Origin of the sequence: Novosphingobium sp. BW1 (assembly GCF_008107685.1) — a bacterium.
Lineage (GTDB): Bacteria > Pseudomonadota > Alphaproteobacteria > Sphingomonadales > Sphingomonadaceae > Novosphingobium.
The window spans coordinates 47445-69532 of the sequence record NZ_VIRF01000041.1; the positions used below are offsets into that span (position 1 = coordinate 47445).

At 63.7% G+C, this 22088-nt stretch carries 27 protein-coding genes and 1 tRNA gene; 8 read left to right on the forward strand and 20 right to left on the reverse strand.

Going from position 1 to position 22088, the window contains the following annotated elements:
- Positions 1 to 34: 34 nt before the first annotated feature.
- Complete coding sequence (locus tag FMM79_RS01835) at positions 35 to 868, forward strand: hypothetical protein (protein WP_148625620.1); 834 nt, start codon at positions 35 to 37, stop codon at positions 866 to 868.
- Between the two features lie 168 nt (positions 869 to 1036).
- Here the strand turns inward: FMM79_RS01835 and FMM79_RS01840 are convergent, their stop codons facing one another.
- The 8 genes from FMM79_RS01840 to FMM79_RS01875 form a co-directional block, all read right to left on the reverse strand.
- A complete protein-coding gene (locus FMM79_RS01840) occupies positions 1037 to 1309 on the reverse strand; it encodes an HU family DNA-binding protein (protein WP_039394254.1) in 273 nt (90 codons plus the stop codon).
- 357 nt (positions 1310 to 1666) lie between these two features.
- Positions 1667 to 2035 (reverse strand): 50S ribosomal protein L19, encoded by a 369-nt coding sequence (gene rplS / locus FMM79_RS01845; RefSeq protein WP_039394257.1) that lies wholly within the window; start codon positions 2033 to 2035, stop codon positions 1667 to 1669.
- Positions 2036 to 2039: 4 nt separating this feature from the next.
- Positions 2040 to 2777 (reverse strand): tRNA (guanosine(37)-N1)-methyltransferase TrmD, encoded by a 738-nt coding sequence (trmD, locus tag FMM79_RS01850; protein ID WP_148625622.1) that lies wholly within the window; start codon positions 2775 to 2777, stop codon positions 2040 to 2042.
- A 79-nt stretch (positions 2778 to 2856) separates the two neighbouring features.
- The gene (gene rimM / locus FMM79_RS01855; RefSeq protein ID WP_148625624.1) at positions 2857 to 3366 is read right to left on the reverse strand and encodes a ribosome maturation factor RimM; all 510 of its coding nucleotides are present in this window, start codon (positions 3364 to 3366) and stop codon (positions 2857 to 2859) included.
- 18 nt (positions 3367 to 3384) lie between these two features.
- Entirely contained in the window at positions 3385 to 3810 is a 426-nt protein-coding gene (rpsP, locus tag FMM79_RS01860; protein ID WP_148625626.1) for a 30S ribosomal protein S16, read from the reverse strand.
- Positions 3811 to 3848: 38 nt separating this feature from the next.
- Positions 3849 to 5309 carry a signal recognition particle protein gene (gene ffh, locus FMM79_RS01865; protein ID WP_148625628.1) on the reverse strand — a complete coding sequence of 487 codons (1461 nt, stop codon included), beginning with the start codon at positions 5307 to 5309 and terminating at the stop codon, positions 3849 to 3851.
- A gap of 218 nt (positions 5310 to 5527) precedes the next feature.
- Positions 5528 to 5603: transfer RNA gene (locus tag FMM79_RS01870), tRNA-Ala, on the reverse strand.
- 281 nt (positions 5604 to 5884) lie between these two features.
- Positions 5885 to 6208 carry a TIGR02300 family protein gene (locus tag FMM79_RS01875; RefSeq protein WP_148625630.1) on the reverse strand — a complete coding sequence of 108 codons (324 nt, stop codon included), beginning with the start codon at positions 6206 to 6208 and terminating at the stop codon, positions 5885 to 5887.
- 242 nt (positions 6209 to 6450) lie between these two features.
- Between FMM79_RS01875 and aroA the strand changes: the two genes are divergently transcribed.
- Positions 6451 to 7803 (forward strand): 3-phosphoshikimate 1-carboxyvinyltransferase, encoded by a 1353-nt coding sequence (gene aroA, locus FMM79_RS01880; protein ID WP_148625632.1) that lies wholly within the window; start codon positions 6451 to 6453, stop codon positions 7801 to 7803.
- Positions 7800 to 8423: a d(CMP) kinase gene (locus FMM79_RS01885; protein WP_148625634.1), complete on the forward strand. Its 624-nt coding sequence runs from the start codon at positions 7800 to 7802 to the stop codon at positions 8421 to 8423. Before aroA ends, FMM79_RS01885 begins: the two co-directional genes overlap by 4 nt.
- Before the next feature lie 190 nt (positions 8424 to 8613).
- Here the strand turns inward: FMM79_RS01885 and FMM79_RS21530 are convergent, their stop codons facing one another.
- The 4 genes from FMM79_RS21530 to FMM79_RS21545 form a co-directional block, all read right to left on the reverse strand.
- Positions 8614 to 8823 carry a hypothetical protein gene (locus FMM79_RS21530; protein ID WP_205466457.1) on the reverse strand — a complete coding sequence of 70 codons (210 nt, stop codon included), beginning with the start codon at positions 8821 to 8823 and terminating at the stop codon, positions 8614 to 8616.
- A complete protein-coding gene (locus tag FMM79_RS22160; protein WP_205466428.1) occupies positions 8769 to 8993 on the reverse strand; it encodes a zinc-binding dehydrogenase in 225 nt (74 codons plus the stop codon). Before FMM79_RS22160 ends, FMM79_RS21530 begins: the two co-directional genes overlap by 55 nt.
- A complete protein-coding gene (locus tag FMM79_RS21695) occupies positions 8994 to 9176 on the reverse strand; it encodes a hypothetical protein (protein WP_240338957.1) in 183 nt (60 codons plus the stop codon).
- A 111-nt stretch (positions 9177 to 9287) separates the two neighbouring features.
- A complete protein-coding gene (locus tag FMM79_RS21545) occupies positions 9288 to 9539 on the reverse strand; it encodes an alcohol dehydrogenase catalytic domain-containing protein (protein ID WP_205466430.1) in 252 nt (83 codons plus the stop codon).
- 351 nt (positions 9540 to 9890) lie between these two features.
- On the opposite strand from FMM79_RS21545, the gene rpsA reads away from it, so the two are divergent.
- The 5 genes from rpsA (at position 9891) to FMM79_RS01915 (ending at position 15023) form a co-directional block, all read left to right on the forward strand.
- Positions 9891 to 11597 carry a 30S ribosomal protein S1 gene (gene rpsA / locus FMM79_RS01895; protein ID WP_148625636.1) on the forward strand — a complete coding sequence of 569 codons (1707 nt, stop codon included), beginning with the start codon at positions 9891 to 9893 and terminating at the stop codon, positions 11595 to 11597.
- A gap of 100 nt (positions 11598 to 11697) precedes the next feature.
- Positions 11698 to 12195 carry a hypothetical protein gene (locus tag FMM79_RS01900; protein ID WP_148625638.1) on the forward strand — a complete coding sequence of 166 codons (498 nt, stop codon included), beginning with the start codon at positions 11698 to 11700 and terminating at the stop codon, positions 12193 to 12195.
- Between the two features lie 10 nt (positions 12196 to 12205).
- Entirely contained in the window at positions 12206 to 12589 is a 384-nt protein-coding gene (locus tag FMM79_RS01905; protein ID WP_148625640.1) for a hypothetical protein, read from the forward strand.
- 84 nt (positions 12590 to 12673) lie between these two features.
- On the forward strand, positions 12674 to 13444 hold the full coding sequence (gene gloB / locus FMM79_RS01910; RefSeq protein WP_148625642.1) for a hydroxyacylglutathione hydrolase: 771 nt from the start codon (positions 12674 to 12676) through the stop codon (positions 13442 to 13444).
- Between the two features lie 484 nt (positions 13445 to 13928).
- Entirely contained in the window at positions 13929 to 15023 is a 1095-nt protein-coding gene (locus FMM79_RS01915; RefSeq protein ID WP_148625644.1) for a 5-methyltetrahydropteroyltriglutamate--homocysteine S-methyltransferase, read from the forward strand.
- 156 nt (positions 15024 to 15179) lie between these two features.
- Here FMM79_RS01915 and FMM79_RS01920 read toward each other — a convergent pair whose 3' ends face one another.
- The 8 genes from FMM79_RS01920 to FMM79_RS01955 all read right to left on the reverse strand — a co-directional run bounded on the left by FMM79_RS01920 (position 15180) and on the right by FMM79_RS01955 (position 22035).
- Positions 15180 to 15761, reverse strand: a complete 582-nt coding sequence (locus FMM79_RS01920; RefSeq protein ID WP_148625646.1) for a hypothetical protein — start codon at positions 15759 to 15761, stop codon at positions 15180 to 15182.
- The gene (locus FMM79_RS01925) at positions 15754 to 16248 is read right to left on the reverse strand and encodes an ATPase (RefSeq protein ID WP_148625648.1); all 495 of its coding nucleotides are present in this window, start codon (positions 16246 to 16248) and stop codon (positions 15754 to 15756) included. The genes FMM79_RS01920 and FMM79_RS01925 overlap by 8 nt, the downstream gene beginning before the upstream one ends.
- 111 nt (positions 16249 to 16359) lie before the next feature.
- Positions 16360 to 16587 (reverse strand): F0F1 ATP synthase subunit C, encoded by a 228-nt coding sequence (locus FMM79_RS01930; protein WP_039394300.1) that lies wholly within the window; start codon positions 16585 to 16587, stop codon positions 16360 to 16362.
- A 52-nt stretch (positions 16588 to 16639) separates the two neighbouring features.
- Positions 16640 to 17425, reverse strand: coding sequence for a F0F1 ATP synthase subunit A (locus FMM79_RS01935; RefSeq protein ID WP_148625651.1), 786 nt, complete (start codon positions 17423 to 17425; stop codon positions 16640 to 16642).
- A 72-nt stretch (positions 17426 to 17497) separates the two neighbouring features.
- Positions 17498 to 17818, reverse strand: coding sequence for an AtpZ/AtpI family protein (locus FMM79_RS01940; protein ID WP_148625652.1), 321 nt, complete (start codon positions 17816 to 17818; stop codon positions 17498 to 17500).
- A gap of 328 nt (positions 17819 to 18146) precedes the next feature.
- A complete protein-coding gene (locus FMM79_RS01945; protein ID WP_148625654.1) occupies positions 18147 to 18548 on the reverse strand; it encodes a YdbL family protein in 402 nt (133 codons plus the stop codon).
- Complete coding sequence (locus FMM79_RS21455) at positions 18548 to 18817, reverse strand: YnbE family lipoprotein (protein WP_240338919.1); 270 nt, start codon at positions 18815 to 18817, stop codon at positions 18548 to 18550. The genes FMM79_RS01945 and FMM79_RS21455 overlap by 1 nt, the downstream gene beginning before the upstream one ends.
- A gap of 11 nt (positions 18818 to 18828) precedes the next feature.
- A complete protein-coding gene (locus FMM79_RS01955) occupies positions 18829 to 22035 on the reverse strand; it encodes a YdbH domain-containing protein (RefSeq protein WP_240338920.1) in 3207 nt (1068 codons plus the stop codon).
- Positions 22036 to 22088 lie beyond the last annotated feature (53 nt).

The following is a 22088-nucleotide window of genomic DNA, read 5'->3' on the forward strand; positions in this document are numbered from 1 at the left end:
GGCGCCCAGCCAACACGAAACGGAAACGTTCGTCATGCACCTCCCCTCCCCCCGTGCCGATCAGGCACGTCGTGCGCTCGCGGTCCTGACTGCGGGCGCGGCCGCCCTCCTTCTGGCCGCGTGCTTCTTTGCCCCGGGGCGCTTTTCCTCGCGCCTCGACGTCAACGCCGACCACAGCTTCGCCTTCCGCTACACAGGCGAACTTATCATGATCCCGCTGAAGGAAGAGGCCGACAAGGCCGCGCAGCCCTTCCAGCCCGAAGACTGCTACGACGAGGACAGCTTCGAAGTACGCGCCTGCACCGAGGACGAAATCGCCCAGCAGAAGGAGGATTGGTCTGCCAAAAAAGGTTCGAACACCGATGCGGCACGCGCGCTTCTGGGCGGTATAGACCCGAGCGATCCCGAAGCCGGCCATGAGCTTGCCCGCAAGCTCAGCCGTCGCCAGGGCTGGAACAAGGTCGCGTACAAAGGCAGGGGCGTATTCGACGTCGACTATGCCGTCTCTGGCCGGCTCGACCACGATTTCGTCTTCCCGACCTTCGAGGGCTTCCCGATGGCCAATGCCTTCGTGCAGATCACTCCGCGCAAGGATGGCTCGGTACGTATCAACGCGCCGACCTTCGGCCCCGATGCCACGAGCTCGCCCGCAGCGGGCCTGATCCCGGGCAATCTGTCCGGTCCGTCCAAGGACGGCGGTCCTGCGGAACTGGCCGATGGCACCTTCACCATCCATACCGATGGCAAGATCCTCGCCAACAACACTGACGAGGGTCCCGCCAGCGACGGCGCGATGCAGGTGCTGACCTGGGCGGTCAATCCGCGCATTCCGGCCGCCCCCACTGCGCTTCTGCAACTGAAGCCCTGAGGGCACCGCTCTGGGCCGGCGCCTGTGGCGCTGGCCCACGAGAGCCACGCCCTCCCCCAGAAACCTCACAGCAGACGCGCACAAAAAACGCCGCTTTCCGCACGTGGGGAAAGCGGCGCTTTTGCGTTCACAAGGCCCGTGAGGCGTTACGGGCCCTTGAAGGACGTCTTAGTTGACGGCGTCCTTGAGGCCCTTGCCGGCCTTGAACTTGGGCTGCGACGAAGCCGCGATTTCCATCGGCTCGCCGGTGCGCGGATTACGGCCGGTCGAGGCCTTGCGCTTGGCAACCGAGAAGGTGCCGAAGCCGACGAGGCGCACTTCGTCGCCCTTCTTCAGCGCACCGGTGATGGCGTCGAACACACCTTCGACGGCCTTGGTCGCATCGTTGCGGGTCAGACCGCTGGTTTCCGCGACAGCGCTGATGAGATCGTTCTTGTTCATTATACCCCCTACCTTTCAGTGGAACAGGATGTGATGGGAAGCTGGATTCGCCTCGCAAGAGGAGACGGAATTGAGCGGTTTTTGGTCACGCTGTCAAAGCCTAAACCGGGCAAAAAAGCCCGGTTTATCGTGTTTTTCCGCCATTTTAGGCGCAGAAACACGTTTTGCAGTGCAACATGGACTTGCACCACGGCCCGCCATGCAATTTCGCCGGATTTGCGCGGGGAACGCGACAATGCCGTGACTGCATGGGTTTGCCAGTTGCCCAAGCGCCTGCGCCGGGGACAAAAAAGGCGGCTCGCATGCGAACCGCCTGATTGCCGTCCCAGGCCAAAGCCGTGGACGAATGTGGCCGAATTAACCTTCGGTGCGAACGTCGCGACGCTCGGCGATGCGGGCGCGCTTACCGGTACGACCACGCAGGTAGTACAGCTTGGCACGACGCACGATACCGCGGCGAACGACGGTAATGCTGTCGATGTTGGGCGAGTAGAGCGGGAAAACGCGCTCCACGCCTTCACCGAAGCTCATCTTGCGAACGGTGAAGTTCGAACCCATGCCCCGGTTCGAACGCGCGATCACGACGCCTTCGAAGTTCTGGACGCGGGTACGGGTGCCTTCGACAACCTTCACGCCGACCTTGACGGTGTCACCAGCGCGGAAGGTCGGGATTTCCTTGGCGGCCTTGGCAATTTCCTCGGCCTCGATCTGCTGAATCAGGTTCATGAACCTAGTCCTTCGTCTTTTTGCCGCGCATCAGAGGCAGACGGTCCCGAACGTCGACATGACGTTCCCAAAGGTCCGGCCTGCGTGACCGTGTGTGATCTTCAGCCTGGGTTCGACGCCAGGCCGCGATCTTCGCATGATCCCCCGATCGCAGCACTTCAGGGATCGTGCGCCCTTCCCATTCAACGGGTCGGGTATAGTGCGGGTACTCGAGAAGGCCGTCCTCGAACGATTCCTCGGTACCGCTGGAAGCCGCGCCCATTACGCCGGGAAGCAGGCGAATGCAAGCGTCCAGTACCATGAGAGCGGCGCATTCGCCGCCCGAAAGAACGATATCGCCGACCGAGATCTCCTCGACCTCGCGGCCTTCGAAGATGCGCTCATCGAAGCCCTCGAAACGGCCGCACAGGATGATAGCTCCGGGACCTGCCGCGATCTCGCGAACGCGTTCCTGCGAGATCGGCGTGCCGCGCGGCGTCATCGCCAGCACGGGCGCACCCGGATTAGAGGCCCGGGCATGGTCGATCGCGCTCGCGAGCACGTCGACCTTGAGCACCATGCCCGCCCCGCCACCTGCCGGCGTATCGTCGACAGTGCGGTGCTTGTCAGTCGCGAAGTCGCGGATCTGCACCGCGTCCATCGACCAGTCCCCCCGCTCGAGCGCACGGCCCGCGAGGCTGATGCCCAGGGGGCCCGGGAACATGTCGGGATAGAGTGTGAGAACGGTGGCCGCGAACGTCACGAAATCACGCCTTCCTATTCAATGATGCGCGCGGGGCCGTTTGCGTCCGCGCGCTGCCTGCGACTGATCCCCGCTGGGATCAATCCTCGGCGAACGCGGCGGTCACAACCAGCTTCTCGGCGTCCCACGCAGGCACCGCAGCCTCGGTCATAGGGACCATGAAGCGCTGGATGCGGCCCTTCTCGTCGCATTCCGCACGCTCAATCTCGAGCACGTCGCCGGCGCCGAAATTCTCGACCGCAATGACGCGGCCAAGGGCCTCGCCCGTGTCGGAGAAGGCGGGAAGACCAATGAGGTCGGCGTGGTAATATTCGCCGTCCGCCAACTCGGGCATCTCGGCGCGCGGAACGGTAAGGACCGTCCCGCGCAGCTTTTCGGCCGCGGTACGGTCGGTCACTTCCTCGAAACGGGCGATAGCCCCGCCCTTGCCGTCGTCCTTGAGCTTCTTGAGCGTCAGGGCCGAATCGTTGAAGGCGCGGTAGCGCTTGAGCGCCGCCACGCCTTCCCCGAACAGTTTGAGGCGGACTTCACCCGTCACCCCGTGCGCGCCGGTGACGGCGGCCAGGGTGACGGAGGTGTCGTGTGCCATATGCCGTGTCCCGAAGGCTTACGCCTCGGTCGATTCCTCGGTGGCTTCGGCAACCGGAGCTTCCTCGGCGGGAGCAGCCGAAGCGGCAGCTGCTGCTTCAGCGGCTTCGCGGGCCTTCTCGGCCTTTTCCTCGGCGCGCTCCTTGGCCTTTTCGCCCGGTTCACCCTTCTTGGGGTTGTTGGTGGCCTGGCGCTCCTTGATGCCAGCCTTGTCGAACATGCGTGCAACGCGGTCGGTCGGCTGCGCACCGACCGAGAGCCAGTACGAAGCGCGCTCCCCGTTGATCTTCACGCGGTTCTCGTCGTCCTTGGCGAGGAGCGGATTGTAAATCCCGATCTGCTCCAGATACTTACCGTCGCGCGGTGCGGTCGCATTGGCGACGACGATCTTGTAGTAAGGACGCTTCTTCGCACCACCGCGCGACAGACGGATCGAAACTGCCATGAGATTACCTTTCTTCTAAATCTTACAATTGCTTGAAATTATTTCTTGAGAAACTTGCTAAGATCCGGGCCGCCGGCTCCGCCGAGCCCGGGCAAACCGCCCTTGGCTCCGCCGCCCAGACCCTGACCGCCCAGGCCCGGCATCGCGGCATCGAGACCACCCTTGCCGAACATCGCGGCCAGCCCCTTGAGGCCGCCCATCTTCTTGATCTGCTTCATGGCCTTGGACATCTCCTGGTGCATCTTGAGCACCTTGTTGACGTCCTGGACCTGGGTACCCGACCCGTTGGCGACGCGGATCTTGCGCTTAGCGTTGAGAAGCGCGGGGTTGGCGCGCTCCTTCTTGGTCATGGAGCCGATGATCGCCTCCATGCGCAGCAGCACCTTGTCGTCCATGTTCGAGGCAGCCATCGCAGCCTTGGCCTTCTTCATGCCGGGCATCATGCCCGCCAGCATTCCGAGGCCGCCCATGTTCTGCATCTGACGCAGCTGGGTGCGCAGGTCGTTAAGGTCGAACTTGCCCTGCTCCATGCGCTTGGCAAGTTCTTCTGCCTCCTCGACCTTGACCGCTTCGGCGGCCTTCTCGACCATCGAGACGATATCGCCCATGCCAAGGATGCGGTTGGCAACGCGGCTCGGGTGGAATACCTCGATCGCGTCCATCTTCTCGCCGGTACCGGCGAACTTGATGGGCTTGCCGGTGACCGCACGCATCGAGAGCGCCGCACCGCCGCGCGCATCGCCGTCCATGCGGGTCAGCACGACACCGGTAAGATCGACTTCACCCGCAAAGCTCTGCGCAACGTTGACCGCGTCCTGACCCGTCAGCGAGTCTACAACCAGCAGCGTCTCGCGCGGGGTGGCGATCCCGGCGACCGCTTTCATCTCGTCCATCAGCTGCTGGTCGACATGGAGGCGACCAGCGGTGTCGAGCATGAGAACGTCGACGGCCTGCAGCTTGGCGGCCTGCATCGCGCGGGTTGCGATTTCGGTCGGCTGCTGGCCGGCAATGATAGGAAGCGTTGCAACGCCGGTCTGCTCACCCAGGACCTTGAGCTGTTCCTGGGCGGCCGGACGGTTCACGTCCAGCGAGGCCATCATGACCTTCTTGCCCTGCTTGTCCTTGAGGAGCTTGGAAATCTTCGCCGTACTGGTGGTCTTACCCGAGCCCTGCAGACCTACCATCATGATGACGACGGGCGGGCTGGCGGCAAGATCCAGTTCAGGCGTCACATCGCCGCCCAGGGTCTCGATCAGCTCATCATTGACGATCTTGACGACCTGCTGGCCGGGCGTGACCGAACGCAGCACCGAATGGCCGATGGCCTTTTCGGTGACGCGATCGACGAAGCGGCGCACGACAGGTAGAGCGACGTCGGCCTCAAGCAGCGCGATGCGCACCTCGCGCATGGCGTCGCGGACATCCTGCTCCTTGAGCGCGCCGCGGCCACGCAGCTTGTCGAACACACCGCCGAGACGATCGGAAAGGCTGTCGAACATGACCTTGCTCCTCTTTGACTGACCGCGCCTTGCAAAGCGACGAGACCCGTCGAACGCCAAAAACGCCGGCGGGCGAAACCTCGCCGACCGACGCACGCGGGACAGTACGCGAAAAACGCCGGTAGACGAAACCTCGTCAACCAGCGTGGTACGCACATCGCGCGAAACTGATACAACAGAAGCCGCTCTCTTGCGAGAAAGCGGCATCTGGCTAGAAATGGTGGAGCCTAGCGGGATCGAACCGCTGACCTCTACAATGCCATTGTAGCGCTCTCCCAGCTGAGCTAAGGCCCCGTGCCATTTCGAAAAACCGGTCTGGGCAGGCCGGTCTGTGTTACCGTTTGGAGCGTCGCCCCGTCCGGTGAAGCGCCATCTAGGTTAGGTCGGTCAGACTGGCAAGAACTTTTTTCAAAAAAATGAAATTTTTCTGCTCCGGCCAGAATTTGAGCCAAAACCAAGCCCTTGCGCGGCCGTTAGCTCCCAACCTTGCCGTACCGGGTGACCGGCGCCGGCTAGCCGATGCCCCTTGTACGTGGCATCGGCCCATCTCCCGGGAGGCGCCCCAGGAGAGTATCTTACTCGTCGCGATCGTCGTCGTCGTCACCGCCGCCCGCGATACCAAGATCGTCGTCGCCGCCCAGATCCACATCGTTGTCGGGCGAATCGCCGTCGTCATCGATGTCCAGATCGTCATCGGCCAGGTCGTTGTCCTGCTCCTCGACCTTTTCCTTCTTTTCCGTTTCCTCATAGGGGATCGGCTGCTTGGACTTGAGCACCGGCTCGGGCGCCCAGGTGTGGCCGCATTCGATGCAGGTCACCGGGTCGTCCTTGCCCAGATCGTAGAAACGGGTGCCGCATTTCGGGCAGCCGTGCTTGGCGCCCCATTCAGGTTTGGCCATGAAATGTCCTCGTCTTGGGCGACCCGCGAAGACACGGGCGCTGGAAAAATCCGTTATAGGATGGAAAGGCCCCGCTTCAAGATCAAGCACCTCGCACGAACCGGCACAGAGACCGGCAGCCAGGGCACACGATCAGGCATTGAAGCCACCTCAGGGCGCGCGCCTTGCCATGGGCCGCTGCCGCTGTCAAAAGCCGCCGCAATTTTCCGCCCTTTGCCTAGCCCAGAAAGACGCCCTGCCCCGTGACTTCCTCTGCCCACGACGCCGCATCCGCCACTCCGCGCCGTTTCACCGCGCAAGGTCCGCTCAAGGGCCGCATCCGCGTACCTGGCGACAAGTCGATCAGCCACCGCTCGATCATGCTGGGCGCGCTCGCCGTCGGTGAAACCAAAGTCACCGGCCTTCTCGAAGGTGAGGACGTCCTAGCCACCGCGGCGGCGATGCGCGCTATGGGCGCGCACGTAGAGCGCACGGGTGAAGGTGCGTGGACGGTGAACGGTGTGGGCGTGGGCGCACTCCTCCAGCCACAGGGCCCGCTCGACATGGGCAATTCGGGAACCTCGACCCGCCTTCTCATGGGCCTTGTCGCGAGCCACCCGATCAACGTCAGCTTCACAGGCGATGATTCGCTCTCCAAGCGCCCGATGAACCGGGTCATTACGCCTCTTTCGCAGATGGGCGCCAGCTTCGAGGCGAGCGAGGGTGGGCGCCTGCCCCTCATCGTGCGCGGCGCAAGCCCTGCCGTGCCGATCACCTACACGCTTCCCGTCGCCTCCGCGCAGGTGAAGAGCGCGATCCTGCTCGCCGGCCTCAACACCCCTGGCACGACAACCGTTGTCGAGCCCGTCCCCACCCGCGACCATTCCGAGCGAATGCTCAAGGGATTCGGAGCGGAACTGCACGTCGAGACGCAAACCGACGGCACGCGCATCATTACGCTGACAGGCGAAGCGGAACTCAAGCCCCAGACCATCGAGGTGCCGGGCGACCCCTCCTCGGCCGCCTTCTTCCTTGTCGCTGCGCTCATCACGCCGGGCAGCGATGTCGTGATCGAGAACGTGGGCCTTAACCCGACGCGCGCCGGCCTGGTGGACGTCCTCATCGCGATGGGCGGCCAGATAGAGAAGCTCGACGAACGTGATGTCGGCGGCGAGCCAGTCGCAGACCTTCACGTGCGTCACTCCGCGCTCAAGGGCATCGTGGTCGACCCGGATGTCGCACCCAGCATGATCGACGAATTCCCGGCCCTGTTTGTGGCCGCTTCGGTGGCGCAAGGCGTGACGACGACGAGCGGCCTCGACGAATTGCGCGTCAAAGAATCGGACCGGCTCGCGGTCATGGCGAGCGCCCTCACCGCCGCTGGCGCCACTCTGGAAGAGCGCGAGGATGGCCTTGTCATCACCGGGACCGGCGGCAAGCTCCTTCCCGGCACCCCCACAGGAATAGAGATCGCCACGCACCTCGACCATCGTATTGCCATGTCGATGGCTGTAGCAGGCCTGGCAAGCCAGGAGGGCGTGCTTGTCGACGACACCCGCCCCATCGCCACCAGCTTCCCCGTATTCGAATCGATGCTCGAAGGACTTGTCGCATGATCATAGCCGTCGACGGCCCCACTGCCTCGGGCAAGGGCACCATCGCCAAGGCCCTGGCCGCGCACTACAGCCTGCCGCATCTCGACACGGGCCTGCTCTATCGCGCGGTCGGACGCCAGTGCGCGAAAAACGGGGGCAATCCTGATATCGCTGAGGACGCCCTGGCGGCCTGCGCATTCCCCGACGACCTGCTTGCCGACCCGGAGCTTCGCTCGGAGGTAACCGGGGGCCTGGCAAGCCGAGTTTCGATTCATCCGCCGGTGCGCCAAGCGCTCTACGAACGCCAGCGCAGCTTTGCCACACAGCCGGGCGGCGCTGTCCTTGACGGGCGCGACATCGCCAGCGTCATCGCGCCCGAGGCCGAAGCCAAGCTTTTCGTGACCGCTAGCGTGGAGGCCCGCGCACAGCGCCGTTTCCTGGAAATGCAGGAGCAGAATCGCGACGTCGCGTTGGAGGCCATCGCTACCGACCTCGCCGCGCGCGACGAGCGCGACCGGGGCCGCAAGGATGCTCCGCTGGTTATTGCAGAAGGCGCCGTCGAGATCGATACCTCGGACCTGCGCCGCGAAGAGGCCATCGCGGCGGCCATTGCCGCGGTGGAGGCCTTCCGCGCCCGATAACGCCAGCCTTGTCACACACACCTTGAAGAAGGGGCCGCAAGTATAGCGCTTGTGGCCCCTTCTTCATGTAACGGCATCACCCACAGTATCAGGGCACCAGCACCGCACGCCCGGGCACCTTGCCCTCACGCAGCCGGTCATGGACCGTGGCGGCCTCATCAAGATCGTGCGTCTCGAGATCCGCCTTGATCTATCCGCTGCGGGCAAGCGCGATGACCTCGATCAGTTCAGCCCGCGTGCCCCAATACGGAACCATGACCTGCGAACCATAGAGTATGGTGTTCGCGTTGCAGCTGAGCGTAGCGCCCGCCAGCCCGACGATCATAAGGCGACTGTCACGCCCGATCAGCGAGCTCTCCAGATCGATCGTCGGCTGCGCCTCACCCAAATCAAGCGCCACAGTGACGCCCGCCCGCCGACAAGATCGCGAATTTCCTCCTCGGCGCTCTTCGAGCCCGAATTGACAACGACATCCGGCCCCAGCTTCCGCGCCGTCTCCAACTTGTCCGCGCTGCTATCGGCGGCAACGATGCGCGAGGAACAGGTGGCCTTCAGGATCTGGAAAACCATCTACCCAAGCCCGCCGATCCCGGTGACGAGCACAGTCGCATCAGGCGTCGCCTTGGCCTGTGCCGCCCTGATCGCGTGGTAGGGCGTCAACGCGGCATCGCTCAGCAGCGCTGCCTGCGCGGGATCTAGATCACCTAGCGGCACCAGCAAACGCGGATCGGGCACGATCATATATTCGGCCATACCCCCGTCGGAACCAAGGCCGCCGCCGAAGATCGGAAGGCTTGCGTGGTTCTCGCAGCAATTTTCCGCCGAGGTCTGGCAGTGGTGGCCCGAACCGCAGCCCCACGGCCCCTAGACGGCGACCGTGTCGCCCTCCATCAAGCCCTTAACGCCCTGCCCCAGCGCCTCGATCCAGCCTGCGTTCTCATGGCCGAGCGTAAAGGGCCCCTTGAGCAGCACTTCGCCGTCGAGCACGTGGAGGTCGGAGTGGCAAACACCCGCGCCGCCGATCCGCAGGAGGACTTCCCCGGGCCCCGGCTCGCGCTTCGCGATATCGACGATTTCCGGCGGGCGGCCGCCTTCAATGACGCGCACGGCTTTCATGGCAATTCTCCAGCTCGCATCAAGTTTTCAGCTATTCAATGACTTGGGCCCAATCGCGTTTCGATGAATTGACAGACATCAAGCGAATCCGGCCCGCCAGCCACCTCGGACAGGAAACGTGTGCACTCCCCCGCACACCCCGCCATTTCCCTTGCATTTCCCGCCCCACGCGCGTAAGGGGCGCCGGTTCGAGGGGCCGATCATTCGGCTCTGAGAGCGCTGTGCAGGTATCCGGCCTGCACGGCAGTTCGGCCCTTTTGGCCCGTCGATGCAATGGTGCGGATGGCGGAGAAAGACCGGCGGAAACAACCGCCTGGCCGGAAAAACGTACAATCTGAGGATAACCTCTTAATGGCTACTTCTGCCAATCCGACCCGCGACGATTTCGCGGCGATGCTCGACGAGCAGCTCGGTGGCGTGGCTGACGACGGCTTCGAAGGCCGCGTCGTCAAGGGCACGATCACCGCAATCGAAAACGACAAGGCCGTCATCGACGTAGGCCTCAAGAGCGAAGGCCGCGTGCCGCTGCGCGAATTCGCGCGCGGTGAAGACGAGCACGGCCTCAAGGTCGGCGACGAAGTCGAAGTCTACGTTGACCGCGTCGAAAACGCCGACGGCGAAGCCATGCTGTCGCGCGACCGCGCCCGCCGCGAAGCCGCCTGGGACAAGCTCGAGAACGAATTTGGTGAAGGCAAGCGCGTCGAAGGCGTGATCTTCGGCCGCGTCAAGGGCGGCTTCACCGTCGACCTCGACGGCGCCGTGGCGTTCCTCCCCGGCTCGCAGGTCGACATCCGCCCCGTGCGCGACGTTACCCCGCTGATGGACGTGCCCCAGCCCTTCCAGATCCTCAAGATGGACCGTCGCCGTGGCAACATCGTCGTGTCGCGCCGCGCCGTCCTCGAAGAGACCCGCGCCGAACAGCGCAGCGAGCTCATCGACAAGCTGAGCGAAGGCCAGGTCATCGACGGCGTCGTCAAGAACATCACCGACTACGGTGCGTTCGTTGACCTCGGCGGCATCGACGGCCTGCTCCATGTCACCGACATGAGCTACAAGCGCGTCAACCACCCGAGCGAAGTGATCGCCATCGGCGACACCGTCACCGTCCAGATCATCCGCATCAACCAGGACACCCAGCGCATCAGCCTCGGCATGAAGCAGCTGGAAAGCGATCCCTGGGAAGGCGCAGCGGTCAAGTACCCGGTCGGCGCGAAGCTCTCGGGCACGGTCACCAACATCACCGAATACGGCGCCTTCGTGGAGCTGGAGCCGGGCATCGAAGGCCTGGTCCACGTTTCGGAAATGTCCTGGACCAAGAAGAACGTCCACCCGGGCAAGATCGTTTCGACCTCGCAGGAAGTCGAAGTCATGGTTCTCGAGGTCGACTCCGACAAGCGTCGCATCTCGCTCGGCCTCAAGCAGGCCCAGCAGAACCCCTGGGAAGGCTTCGCGGAGCGTCACCCGGTTGGCTCGACCGTCGAAGGCGAAGTCAAGAACGCGACCGAATTCGGTCTGTTCATCGGCCTCGATGGCGACGTCGACGGCATGGTCCACATGTCCGACATCGCATGGGGCATCTCGGGTGAAGACGCCCTGGCCCTGCACCGCAAGGGCGAGGTCGTCCAGGCCGTGGTTCTCGACGTCGACGTCGACAAGGAACGCATCAGCCTTGGCATGAAGCAGCTTGAGCGTGGCGCTCCGGCCGCTGGCGGCGTGGTTACCGGTGGCAGCTCGCTGCGCCGTGGTGAAACCGTCACCGTCACCGTTCTCGAAGTCCGCGACGGCGGTCTTGAAGTCCAGGCTGGCGAAGACGGCGCGACCGGCTTCATCAAGCGTTCGGACCTCGGCCGTGACCGCGACGAGCAGCGCCCCGACCGTTTCCAGGTTGGCCAGAAGCTCGACGCCATGGTCACCGGCTTCGACCGTTCCAAGAAGCCGAACTTCTCGGTCAAGGCCCGTCAGCTGGCCGAAGAGAAGGAAGCCGTGGAGCAGTACGGTTCGTCGGACTCGGGCGCTTCGCTCGGCGACATCCTCGGCGAAGCTCTGAAGGCCCGTTAATCGGTCCTTTCAGCCTCACCGAAGCTGAAATCACCAAGAGCCCGTCCGGAGCGATCCGGGCGGGCTTTTGCTTCTGCGCGTACACGGCTAACCTCCCCGCATGACCCGAGCCGCGACCGTGGACCTTGTCGGCCGTTACGGCCTTGCCATAGCGCTCACGCTCGTGGGCTGGTGCGCATTGTCCATGGCCTGCGCCCTGCTTGGCCGCCCGCTTGCGCCCAGCGCCCCAGGATATGCCCTGCGGATCGTCGCCGGTCTTGTCACCCTCGTGCAGGCGCTTTGCATAGGCGGCACAGGTCCCGGCGCCATCTCCCCGCGCCCGGCCTGGCCTGTGACGTACCGCCTTATCCTGGGCACAACGCTGGCCCTCTTCCTCGTTTGGGCTTGGGATCAGTTCCTCGGGGACGTGCGCATTCCCCCGCTTAACTTCATGCCCCTGATCGGCGTGGGTCCGGCGCTCGAACTGGCGCTTCACGACGCAACCGAGCCGGCCCCCAGACCACCATCCCCGAAGCCTGAGGCCAGTTCCGCGGGGCATCCGCAAACACGGTTGACGCCGGCGCCCGGGACATTTGCCTTCCCGCCCCGGCTGGCCTAACGCACGGCCCATGAGCCATTCCCGCAAGAGCCCGCTGGGCACACTCCTTCAAGCCCGGCGCGACCGCGTTGGCGCCCTCTTCGTCGTCCTCGCCATCGTCACCGCCTTCCTGCCGCCACCGGCCTTTGCGCTGGTCGCCGGGCTGGAAGTGCTCGCGCTCGTCCTCGCCGTGCGCACGGCACGCGCCATGAGGCCTGAGGAGCGCGCGCCCATGTCGATCCTCGGGCACATCTCGGCTGTCGCAGCTGGCTCGCTAGTCTGCGTGTTCTTCATAAGCCGCTACGTGCATTATATAACCTTCCAGACGCAGGCGGTCGCCTCCGTTCTCCTGATCGGCGCGCTTGCCTTCCTCCTGCTCCTGCGCCGGCCCGTGCACTTACACCCATTGCACTGAAGCAAGGCCGCCAGGTCCCGACTTCCTTTGACACGCAAGGCCCTTTGCCTAGAGTCACGGCCACGCAAGGAGAGAGGAGCGGCCATGCTCGAAGTTCACCAGTTTCCGTGCCTGAACGACAATTACGGCTACCTGCTACACGATAGCGCCTACGGCGAAACGGTCTGCATCGACACTCCCGATGCCGAGGAATACCTGAAACAGGCTGGCCACAAGGGCTGGCAGATCACCCAGATCTGGAACACCCACTGGCACCCCGACCACGCGGGCGGAAACATGGCGATCAAAGCCGCGACAGGCTGCACGATCACCGCACCCGAAGGCGATGCGGGCAAGATCGAAGGCGTCGACCGGATGGTAACGCAGGACGACATCGTCAAGATCGGCGATCGTGAGGGCAAGGTCCTGGACGTGGGCGGCCATACACTGGGCCACTGCGCCTACTGGCTTGCGGGTGCGCGCATGGCCTTCGTGGGCGACAGCCTCTTCGCCCTTGGCTGCGGACGCATGTTCGAGGGCAGCCCCGAACAGTTCTGGACCAGTCTCAAGCGGATCAAGGCGCTCCCGGCCGACACGCTGATCTACTGCGCTCACGAATACACCGAGGCGAATCTCAAGTTCGCGCTTCACGCCGACCCCAACAACGCCGAGCTTGCCGCCTATGGCGAGGACATAGCCCGCTGGCGCGCCGACGGCCTGCCGACCGTGCCAAGCAAGCTCCAGCGCGAACTCGCCACCAACCCCTTCCTGCGCGCCGACGATGCCGACCTTTCTGCTCGCTGGGCACCCGAAGGTCAAATGGGTGACCCTGTCGCAACCTTTGCCGCCCTGCGCGCCGCCAAGGACAACTTCTGAACCGGGGCGGGCGTGCCCTGATGCAACAGCCCGCCCAAGACTGCCTCAACCGACCGTGAAGGCAAACCAGCGCCGCTCCACAGGCCAGCGATATGGCCGCGTCAGTCCTCCCACTCTTCATCCCGAGCACTGGCGGTGAGAATACCGAAACAACGAAGTTTCAGCGACCTCCGCGCCACGACACTGGCAGCAGAACACATATAAAGAACTCTTTATATCTAACTTGACGGTGCTGCCCCGCTGCGCTCTAAGGCCGCTGTCGCCGTTCCTGCCGCTGCGCTGCAGCATGCTAGGATCGCGACCACGGCACCACGAACCGCGCCGGGACATAAGGAGCCCTGCGGACGCGGAGCAAGGCTGGCCATCCCCAAGGGAGGGGCCCCTTCTTCCGACCCTCCGCGCACGCCCCTGCCCGCCGGAGCCAGAACAGGCATGTGGCTCCTCGCCGCACGCACAACGGACCAGCAAGAAGGGTCATACGTCCATGTCCAAACCCCGCTTTCGCGCCGACCACGTCGGCAGCCTGCTTCGCCCCGAGCCCGTCGCCAAGGCCCGCATCGAGGGTGCCGACGCTGCAACCCTGCGCGCCGCCGAAGACGCGACCATCCCCGACCTGATCAAGATGCAGGAAGAGGTCGGCCTCAATGTCGTCACCGATGGCGAAGCGCGCCGCGCTTTCTGGCACTTCGACTTCATGGGCATGCTCAATGGCCTGGAACTGCGCACGCGCGATGAGGGCGTGCAATTCCACGGTGTGAAGATCCCGCCGGTCCGCCCGACCATCACCGACACGCTGGGCTTCCCCGCCGACCACCCGATGCTTGAGCACTTCACCTTCGTGAAGGACCACACCACGGTTTGCCCGAAGATCTCGATTCCCGGTCCCTCGGCCGTCCACTTCCGCACCGATCCCTCGGACGTGCTGCCCGAGAAGTACCGCGATCAGAAGGTGCTGATGGCGGACATCGCCGCCACCTACAAGGCTGCGGTCGAAGCCTACTACGCCGCCGGTTGCCGCTACCTCCAGATGGACGACATCTTCTTTGCCTACCTCGGTGACCCCAAGCAGCGCGAACAGCGCCTGGCGATGGGCCAGGATCCCGATCAGCTCATCACCGATTACGCCTGGATGCTGAACGAGGCGATCAAGGACCGCCCGTCGGACATGACCATCGGCATGCATATGTGCCGCGGCAACTTCCGTTCGACCTACGCTGCGACCGGCGGCTACGACGCGGCCGCCGATGCCATCTTCAACGGCACCGATGTCGACATCTACTTCATGGAATACGACACCGACCGCGCCGGTGGCCTGGAGCCGCTCGCACTCCTGCCAAAGGGCGACAAGCGCATCATGGCCGGTTTCATCACCACCAAGACGCCCGAACTTGAATCGAAAGACGCCATCAAGCGCCAGTTCGAAGCGGCCAACAAGTTCGTCGACATCGACCAGCTCGGCATCGCGCCGCAGTGCGGCTTCTCCTCGACCGAACACGGCAACTCGCTGACTGTCGATGACCAGCGCCGCAAGCTGGAGCTCGTGGTCAACATTGCCCAGGACATCTGGGGCGAGGCCTGATCCAACAATGCGTTGTGCGCCGGTCTTCGGACTAGCGCACAACGCGTCTACCCGGCGCTCAGGCCTATCTCCTAACACGAAAAAAGCCCCCACCGAACGGCAGGGGCTTTTTTCGTGTTGGGATTTCCGCAGGATCTCCCGGGAGACCCTAAGCAATCAGATCCCGGAAATCGCCTGATTGACCAGAACCTTGTCGGCATCAGCCGAGTGGTTGCCAGCAATGAGGCCGCGGGCAGCCGCAGTGGCTGCGTCAGCCGCAACGGCACGAAGGTCGGCAACGGCTGCAAGCTGGGCAGCACCGATCTTGTCTTCGGCCATCTTCTCACGGCGGGCAATGACGTCCGCCGTGTCGGTTTCAGCCTTGGCAACGATGGCGACCGCTTCCTTGCGGGCATGCTCAAGCATTTCGGCGGCGTCCTTTTCGGCACCGGCGATCTTGTCGGCATACTCCTTGCGCAGGGCTTCTGCCTCGGCGCGCAGGGTCTTGGCTTCCTCGAGCTGGGCCTTGATGTCCGCGATGCGGGAATCAAGACCGCGGCCGATGGCCTTGGGAACGCCCTTCCATAGAGCGATGCCCAGAAGCACCAGCATCGAGGCACTGACGACCATCGCCGGAGGGGCAAAGCCCAGCAGCATCGGCTCGGCGTGGTGCTCGACACCCGCGTGGGTCTCGGCGGCCGCTTCGACGTGCGCGCCTTCGTTTTCCAGGGAGGACTGGACGGCAGGGGTATCAGCCATGGACCAGGTTCTCCTTCACGGCGGCGCGGACCTGGCCCTCGTCGAGCGAGAGACCGGCAACACGGCCGATGATGTCACGGGCAGCTTCGGCTGCAACCGTTTCGATTTCGTCTGCCGCAGCCTTGCGAGCGGCAGCGATGCCAGCTTCGGCTTCGGCGATCTTGCCGTCGATCGTGACCTGGGCGGCGGCGAGGCGCTGCTCGGTTTCGGTCGCGGCCGTGGCACGGGCCTCGGCGATCAGGGCGTGGGCCTTGGCGCGGTTGGCGTTTTCACGCTCCCGCCAGGATTCCTCTTCGGCATCCGCCTGCTTGCGCGCGCGCTCGGCGGCAAGGAGGTCGTCGGCAATCTGGGTGTCGCGCTTCGCAACCGTGTCCATGATCTTCGGAACCATGCCCCGTCCTATGACGAAGAAGGTGAAACCGAAGAACACCAGCATCCAGAAGATCTGGCTGGAAAAGGTTGCGGCAAGCTGTTCGATCTGAGGCATGGGTCAGCCCTGTGGTCGAGGTGGCCGGAAAAAGTGTTCCGCGATCCGGCTGCCCTACCAAAGGGTCAGGGCAGCCGGATGCGGATCAGTGTGGTCTGGATCAGTCCGCGATTACGCGGCGAAGATCAGCAGAGCCGCGATAACGAACGAGAGAAGACCGAGAAGCTCGGCACCGGCAAAGCCGATGAAGAGACGGCCCTGCTGCGCGTCGGCAGCACCCGGGTTGCGCAGCGCGCCTTCGAGGAACTTGGCGAACACGTTGCCCACGCCGATCGAGGCGAGACCAGCACCGATAGCGGCGAAACCTGCACCAAGCAGCTTTGCAGCTTCTGCGTCCATTTCAAAAACTCCCTTTGGTATGCCCGAATGTTTGAGGCGGTAAAACTTGAGATCAGTGAAGATTCTCGGCGTCGTTGAGATAGACGCAGGTGAGAAGGGCGAAAACGTAGGCCTGGATGCCGGCGACAAGCAGCTCGAGAGCGCAGATACCGATCATCAGGATGAAGCTGGGCAGGCCGGCAATGGCGAAGAGGCCAATGTTGGCGTTGCCCGAGTCGATCACGAAGCTGGAAAGCACTTCGAGCAGAACGTGGCCGGCCATCATCGCAACGAAGAGACGCAGGCCAAGGCTGAACGGACGCACCAGGAACGAGACGAGTTCGACAAAGAAGATCGGAACCACCATCGCGGCGGGCGTACCGTGCGGCACGAACAGCGAGAAGAAGTGCAGCTTGTGCTTCACAAAGCCGACGATCAGCACGATCGCGAAGGACATGATCGCCAGGACACCGGTCGCCGAGAAGTGGCTGGTGAACGTGAAGGCGTGCAGGCCCAGAACGCCGATCGGAAGAAGACCGAGGACATTGGCGAAAAGAATGAACATGAAGAGCGAGAAGATGTACGGGACATACTTCTTGCCGTTGGGGCCGACATTGGCGGCCAGCATGCCGTCCACAAACCCGGTGAAGGTTTCCACCGCCATCTGCCAGCGACCGGGAACGAGCTGACGCTTCGAGCCCCCCGCCACAAAGATAAGGAGCGCCACGGTGGCGATCGCCATCCAGAGCGCACTGTTCGTAAAGGCGATATTATACCCCGCGATGGACCAGTGACCCGAGCCGAACAACGGCTCGATGGTGAACTGGTGCATCGGATCGACCTTCGCTTCGGCTGCCACGCGAATATCCCTGTCGCCTGTGAACGGCAGCGCCCTTTCCTGACCCCCTTGCCCCATCGAAAAATGGAGAGATCAGTCCGGGCGCCGGTTCGTAATCCGGATAATGTTCCTGAAGGCAATGAATATTCCGAAGAACATCATCCCCAACAGACCCAAGGGGCTTGTACCTGCGAAATGGTCAATGAGCCACCCCAGGAACAGGCCACCTGCAATTCCCCCCAGCAGCTCCGAAAGAACGCGGTTTCCGATGCGGTAATTCTCATCGGCTTCCACGCCTGCTTTCGGCTGGTTGCGCACTTCTTCGCGCTCGCGGAGGTCCTTCAACCTCTCGTCGAGCGCCCGGATGCGCGCATCCTCGCCAACAGGGCCTTGGACGGGGTCCTTATCGCTCATGTCCTTAGCTCCTTTTATCAATCAGGAACGAGTGACGCGTTCGACAGTTGCCCGTCTTGGGCGCCGACCCCTTAGGGTGGGGCTTTTCCCGAGTCAACCATGGCAGCCACATGACGAACCACCGATCTGCACAGGCTAGCCCGTCGCGGCCCCACGCTGCGAATTGGAAGTTAGCGATAACCTAATTCCGCAGCCCCGCAAAAGTGCGGCGTCGCGCATCAAAATAGAATTGTCCTACAAAAGCGAAAGGCCCTCTCCCGTTTTTCAGGAAAGAGCCTTCGCATAAGACCTAAATCGAAGAGAAGAAATTCTATGGGTTGCGCCGCATTCACGGACACTTGGGATCGCGTTCGGGCGCTCCGGCGCCGCGCGTCTTCCAACTTCCGTCCAGACCCTCGTACTTCTCACCAGGCGAGGTTTCCGTGATAAGGCGGCAGGCCGTCGTAAAAGCGTACTCGTCGATCGTGCTCGACAGGCTGGCGGCCTTCGAGGTGTAGATCGCGCGGCGCTTGTTGTTGATATCGCGCACCATCGAGCGCACGTCCGCGCTCTGGTTGCCGACCACGCCGAGATAGCCGTTGCGCTGCTCGCCAACCTGGCCTTGCGCCTTGGCCGCGGAATAGGCCTCGCCGCGCGACTGGGCACCAGCCGGCGCCACCATGCCCAGACCCACCAGCATGGCGAGGGCCAACGCCGTTGCGGCCACGGGTTTCTCGATAAGGCTGCGCATCAGAAGATCTCCGGATTTTCCTCAATGGTGTTCGCGGCATCGGCGGCCAATCGGTAGATAACCTCCTGGCGGATATTGATGTTGAGCTCGATCACGATGGGCTTGTCGGGTGCGGACACATTCACGCAGCCTCCCAGCGTCGGTATCACGCCCAGCCCCAAACCTGCTAGTGCCATCGCCCGCATCACGGACCTCGCTCCCTTGCCCTGCTTCGGGTTCGCCCGGCGAACCGTGTGCATCCCTTTTGCAGCGAAGGGCGGTGTGGTCAAATTGCACGTAATCATGGAGTGTCCTCGCTGACTGGAGGCTGAATGGAGATGAACGGAGCGACAGCGCCCTCTTCGGCTTTGGATGTGCCGTCCTTGGCGACAAGGCCGAGCTCGCGCGGATCGACCACGTAGTTCGAATCGTAGAGCGAGCGCATGTTGCCGAAGAGCTGGAAGAACGGTGCCTGGATATTGACGATGAAGCGCACCGGCAGCCTTGCGATCTGGCGGGTCAGGAAATTGCGCTTGGCCCCTGTCCCCTGGCTGATTCCGGTGAAGCGCAGCTGGGTGATGATCTCACCCGAGAGCGAGCCGTTGAGCGTCACTTCCATCGTCTTGTAATCAATCGACTTGAGCGCATCGAAGGCAAAGTTGCCCATGGTCGAGAGATCTTCGTAACTGAGCGCCCCGACATAGGCGACATTCCCGCCCGGTTCGCGCGCAACGAGGCTGCCGTTCTCGATCCGCGCGCCGTTCTGATCGTAAACGATCGGCAACTGGCCATCGAAGACGCCGCTCGCCGAGATGTTGTCGAGTTCCATGTGCCGCACAAGACTGGCTGCGTTCAGCCCTTCCACGTTCAGCGTGTAACGGCGGGTCTCGAGGGCCCCGACGGTCATCGTGGTGGGCGCGAGAGTCAGCTCCCCGTCCATGAACGGCCACTTCGCGCCGTTCACGACGAGGCGATAACCGGGCTGCATCTCAAAGGAAATTGTCCCGTCCGTGACCTCGATACCCGGATTGATCGAGGCGATGTCCAGGCGCTGGTCGGGGGCCGTGACCATGCCAAGCAAGTCAGTGAAGACAACCTCGCCCGACAGCCCCTCAACCGGACCAAAGGGCGCTGCAAAATCAAGGCCGTCGCTGGCAAAGCGTCCGCGACTGGCGATGGCATCGCCCTTCCAGTCGATCCGCCCCTCCCCCGTGACCGTCCCCTCGACGAGCGAGACGATGCCGCGCAGGTTGGTCGACAGCTGTTCAGGCTGGAGATTGTCACCAAACGTCAGTCCATCGACCACGAGATCGGCATGCCCGCGCAAAGTGCCCAGGTCATGGACGATGTCGACACGGCCCACCGCGCGATCCGATTGCGGTTCACGCAAACGGACCGAAGCAGAAATCACATTGTCGGCGAGCTCCAGCGAACCGCCGCGCGCCACCATCGGCTCGAAACGGGCGTCCTTGTCCCTGTCGACAAGGACGAACTGCGAATCGTCGAGCCGCAGCACACCCCCGGCATAGCTCCAGCGCCCGGCAACCTCGTGCAGGTCAAGCGGCACGGCAGCGAGCGCAACGTCCGCATTCTCGAAGGTCCCCGCGACATCGCCCGCGAGATCGGCCGTCAGGTTGGCAATGGAAAAGCGCGAAGGCGCCGCCTCGGCCCCCAACGCCACGGCGATATCGCTTGCTGCAAGCGTTCCGGGATAGGCAAGCCCAACCGGACCGGTCGCCAGCCGCACTTCGGATGCGCCGAGATGACCGGAAAGTTCAAGCGCAGGGGCACCCGCTGCAAAGGCAAAGCCGCCGCGATCATAGCGCGCAATTGCCCCGCCCTTGGACGGGCACAGCGAGAGGCGGTTCGCATCGAGTGTCAGATTCGCCATGGAGAGCGCATCGAAGGTGACCGTGGTGCACGAGGACCAGAGCGCAAGATCGCCATTGCTCTTCCAGCGCCCCGAGACCGGCACACGCAGTTTGCGGACCGACCCGCCCGGCAGCGCTCCGCCCAGCCGCACTTCGCCCGACATCTCAAGATCGCCGTTGCCCCGCTGGCGCAGGACCATTTCCGGGATCGCGACATGGTCCTCGCCCGCGCGGTAGTCGGCCATCTGCACGTAGAAGGCGGTCTCACCCGAATCGCGCGTTTCCATGCGCCCGTTGAGCCGCGGCAACCCGCGGCCAGACGTCATGAAGTTGCCCGAAACACGCGGTGCGCCATCGGCAAACAGCATCTGCATGCGCGAGAGTTCAAGCAGGCTTTCGCCGCTGCGCGCCCGGATCCGGGCCTGGGGCACGACTACGCTGCGTCCACGCGCATTGCTGCGCGCGATGAGCCGCGCTTCGAGCGTGCTCCCGCGCAGTTGCCGGGCAAGATTGACGCGAATGCGGTCGGCGAGCCCGGCAGCGAAGGAACCTTGCGTGCTGCGCGCCAGATCCTGCAGGGCCGACGCCAGACCGGAACCGGGCCGCAGGTTCTCACCTGACAGGTCGGTTTCGAGCGAAAGCGTTTCAAAACCACCGCTAGCCCGGGCCGTACCGCTGAGTTCGAGCCGGGAAAGATGAAGCGGCGCGCCGCCCGGGTCCCTTGCGGCCAGATCATAGCGCGCATTGAGGCTGCCGCCCCGATAGGTAATCTGCGCAGAACCCTCGAGCGATGCGGCGCCGGCATCGGCCATGCGCAACCGCTGCGCGGAGAGGTTCAGCGAGGCGCGGCCGCTGTCCAGCGTATCGTCGAGTTCAAGGTCGAGGTCGAGCCCGGCCTTCGCAAGCGAGGCCCCCTGCCCTTCACAGGCGAGATCCTTGAGCCGCAAGGGCCCTTTCAGACGCGGTCGCCCCGCAGCCACGGACAACTTGCCGTAAAGGCTCGCCGAACCGCTGGTGCAGTCCGCATAGGCCAGCGCGGGGGCCTTTGCGGCGAGTTCCCCCTCGAAGCCACCGCGCAAGGCGCCATGGCCTTCCAGGCTAATCCCCACCCGCCCCGCTTCGGTCACGAGCAGCGCGCCGCCATCCTTCACGGCAAGATCGAGATCGGGAAGTTGCGTCGGCTCTGTGCTCTTTGGATCGGCGAAGAGAACCTTGTCGAGCGAGCCGAAGCTGACGCTGCCATTCTTCACCCGGCCATAGAGACGGGGGCGCACAAGGGTTATGCGGCCAAGGCCGGGCAGTCCGAAGGTGAGCCGCGTCGCCACACGCACCTCTGCGATCGTCAGGTCGGGATGCGCCGGATCGCCGATCACGACGTTGCGCACGATCTGCTCGTTGGGCCCGATCTGGACGATGTCATAGGTTGCTGGCAGCCCGAGCGCGGAAAGCTCGCTCTGGACAAGATTGTCGGCGATATCCTCGCGCGCAATCCACGCGCTGCCAAGTGCCATGACCCCGGCGACACCGATGCCCAAAGCGATTCGCCGCAGCCGACGTCTGCGCGCAGCGACAGGACGCGCCGCTTTCTCAGCGGCGCGCTCTTCTTCGTTATTTTCCAGGGACTCGTCTTGCGCCATGCGCTCCATCACTTGCGCTGTGCGCGCCGGAAAGGCAATTGTCAGAACCAACG

Bases quoted from the DNA above. Each gene is read 5' to 3' on its own strand.
- FMM79_RS01835 (WP_148625620.1), top strand. From the start codon at position 35: ATGCACCTCCCCTCCCCCCGTGCCGATCAGGCACGTCGTGCGCTCGCG.
- FMM79_RS01840 (WP_039394254.1), bottom strand. From the start codon at position 1,309: ATGAACAAGAACGATCTCATCAGCGCTGTCGCGGAAACCAGCGGTCTG.
- rplS (WP_039394257.1), bottom strand. From the start codon at position 2,035: ATGAACCTGATTCAGCAGATCGAGGCCGAGGAAATTGCCAAGGCCGCC.
- rimM (WP_148625624.1), bottom strand. From the start codon at position 3,366: ATGGCACACGACACCTCCGTCACCCTGGCCGCCGTCACCGGCGCGCAC.
- rpsP (WP_148625626.1), bottom strand. From the start codon at position 3,810: ATGGCAGTTTCGATCCGTCTGTCGCGCGGTGGTGCGAAGAAGCGTCCT.
- ffh (WP_148625628.1), bottom strand. From the start codon at position 5,309: ATGTTCGACAGCCTTTCCGATCGTCTCGGCGGTGTGTTCGACAAGCTG.
- FMM79_RS01875 (WP_148625630.1), bottom strand. From the start codon at position 6,208: ATGGCCAAACCTGAATGGGGCGCCAAGCACGGCTGCCCGAAATGCGGC.
- FMM79_RS01885 (WP_148625634.1), top strand. From the start codon at position 7,800: ATGATCATAGCCGTCGACGGCCCCACTGCCTCGGGCAAGGGCACCATC.
- FMM79_RS22160 (WP_205466428.1), bottom strand. From the start codon at position 8,993: ATGGTTTTCCAGATCCTGAAGGCCACCTGTTCCTCGCGCATCGTTGCC.
- FMM79_RS21695 (WP_240338957.1), bottom strand. From the start codon at position 9,176: ATGGCCGAATATATGATCGTGCCCGATCCGCGTTTGCTGGTGCCGCTA.
- FMM79_RS21545 (WP_205466430.1), bottom strand. From the start codon at position 9,539: ATGAAAGCCGTGCGCGTCATTGAAGGCGGCCGCCCGCCGGAAATCGTC.
- rpsA (WP_148625636.1), top strand. From the start codon at position 9,891: ATGGCTACTTCTGCCAATCCGACCCGCGACGATTTCGCGGCGATGCTC.
- FMM79_RS01900 (WP_148625638.1), top strand. From the start codon at position 11,698: ATGACCCGAGCCGCGACCGTGGACCTTGTCGGCCGTTACGGCCTTGCC.
- FMM79_RS01905 (WP_148625640.1), top strand. From the start codon at position 12,206: ATGAGCCATTCCCGCAAGAGCCCGCTGGGCACACTCCTTCAAGCCCGG.
- gloB (WP_148625642.1), top strand. From the start codon at position 12,674: ATGCTCGAAGTTCACCAGTTTCCGTGCCTGAACGACAATTACGGCTAC.
- FMM79_RS01915 (WP_148625644.1), top strand. From the start codon at position 13,929: ATGTCCAAACCCCGCTTTCGCGCCGACCACGTCGGCAGCCTGCTTCGC.
- FMM79_RS01920 (WP_148625646.1), bottom strand. From the start codon at position 15,761: ATGGCTGATACCCCTGCCGTCCAGTCCTCCCTGGAAAACGAAGGCGCG.
- FMM79_RS01925 (WP_148625648.1), bottom strand. From the start codon at position 16,248: ATGCCTCAGATCGAACAGCTTGCCGCAACCTTTTCCAGCCAGATCTTC.
- FMM79_RS01930 (WP_039394300.1), bottom strand. From the start codon at position 16,587: ATGGACGCAGAAGCTGCAAAGCTGCTTGGTGCAGGTTTCGCCGCTATC.
- FMM79_RS01940 (WP_148625652.1), bottom strand. From the start codon at position 17,818: ATGAGCGATAAGGACCCCGTCCAAGGCCCTGTTGGCGAGGATGCGCGC.
- FMM79_RS01945 (WP_148625654.1), bottom strand. From the start codon at position 18,548: ATGCGCAGCCTTATCGAGAAACCCGTGGCCGCAACGGCGTTGGCCCTC.
- FMM79_RS01955 (WP_240338920.1), bottom strand. From the start codon at position 22,035: ATGGCGCAAGACGAGTCCCTGGAAAATAACGAAGAAGAGCGCGCCGCT.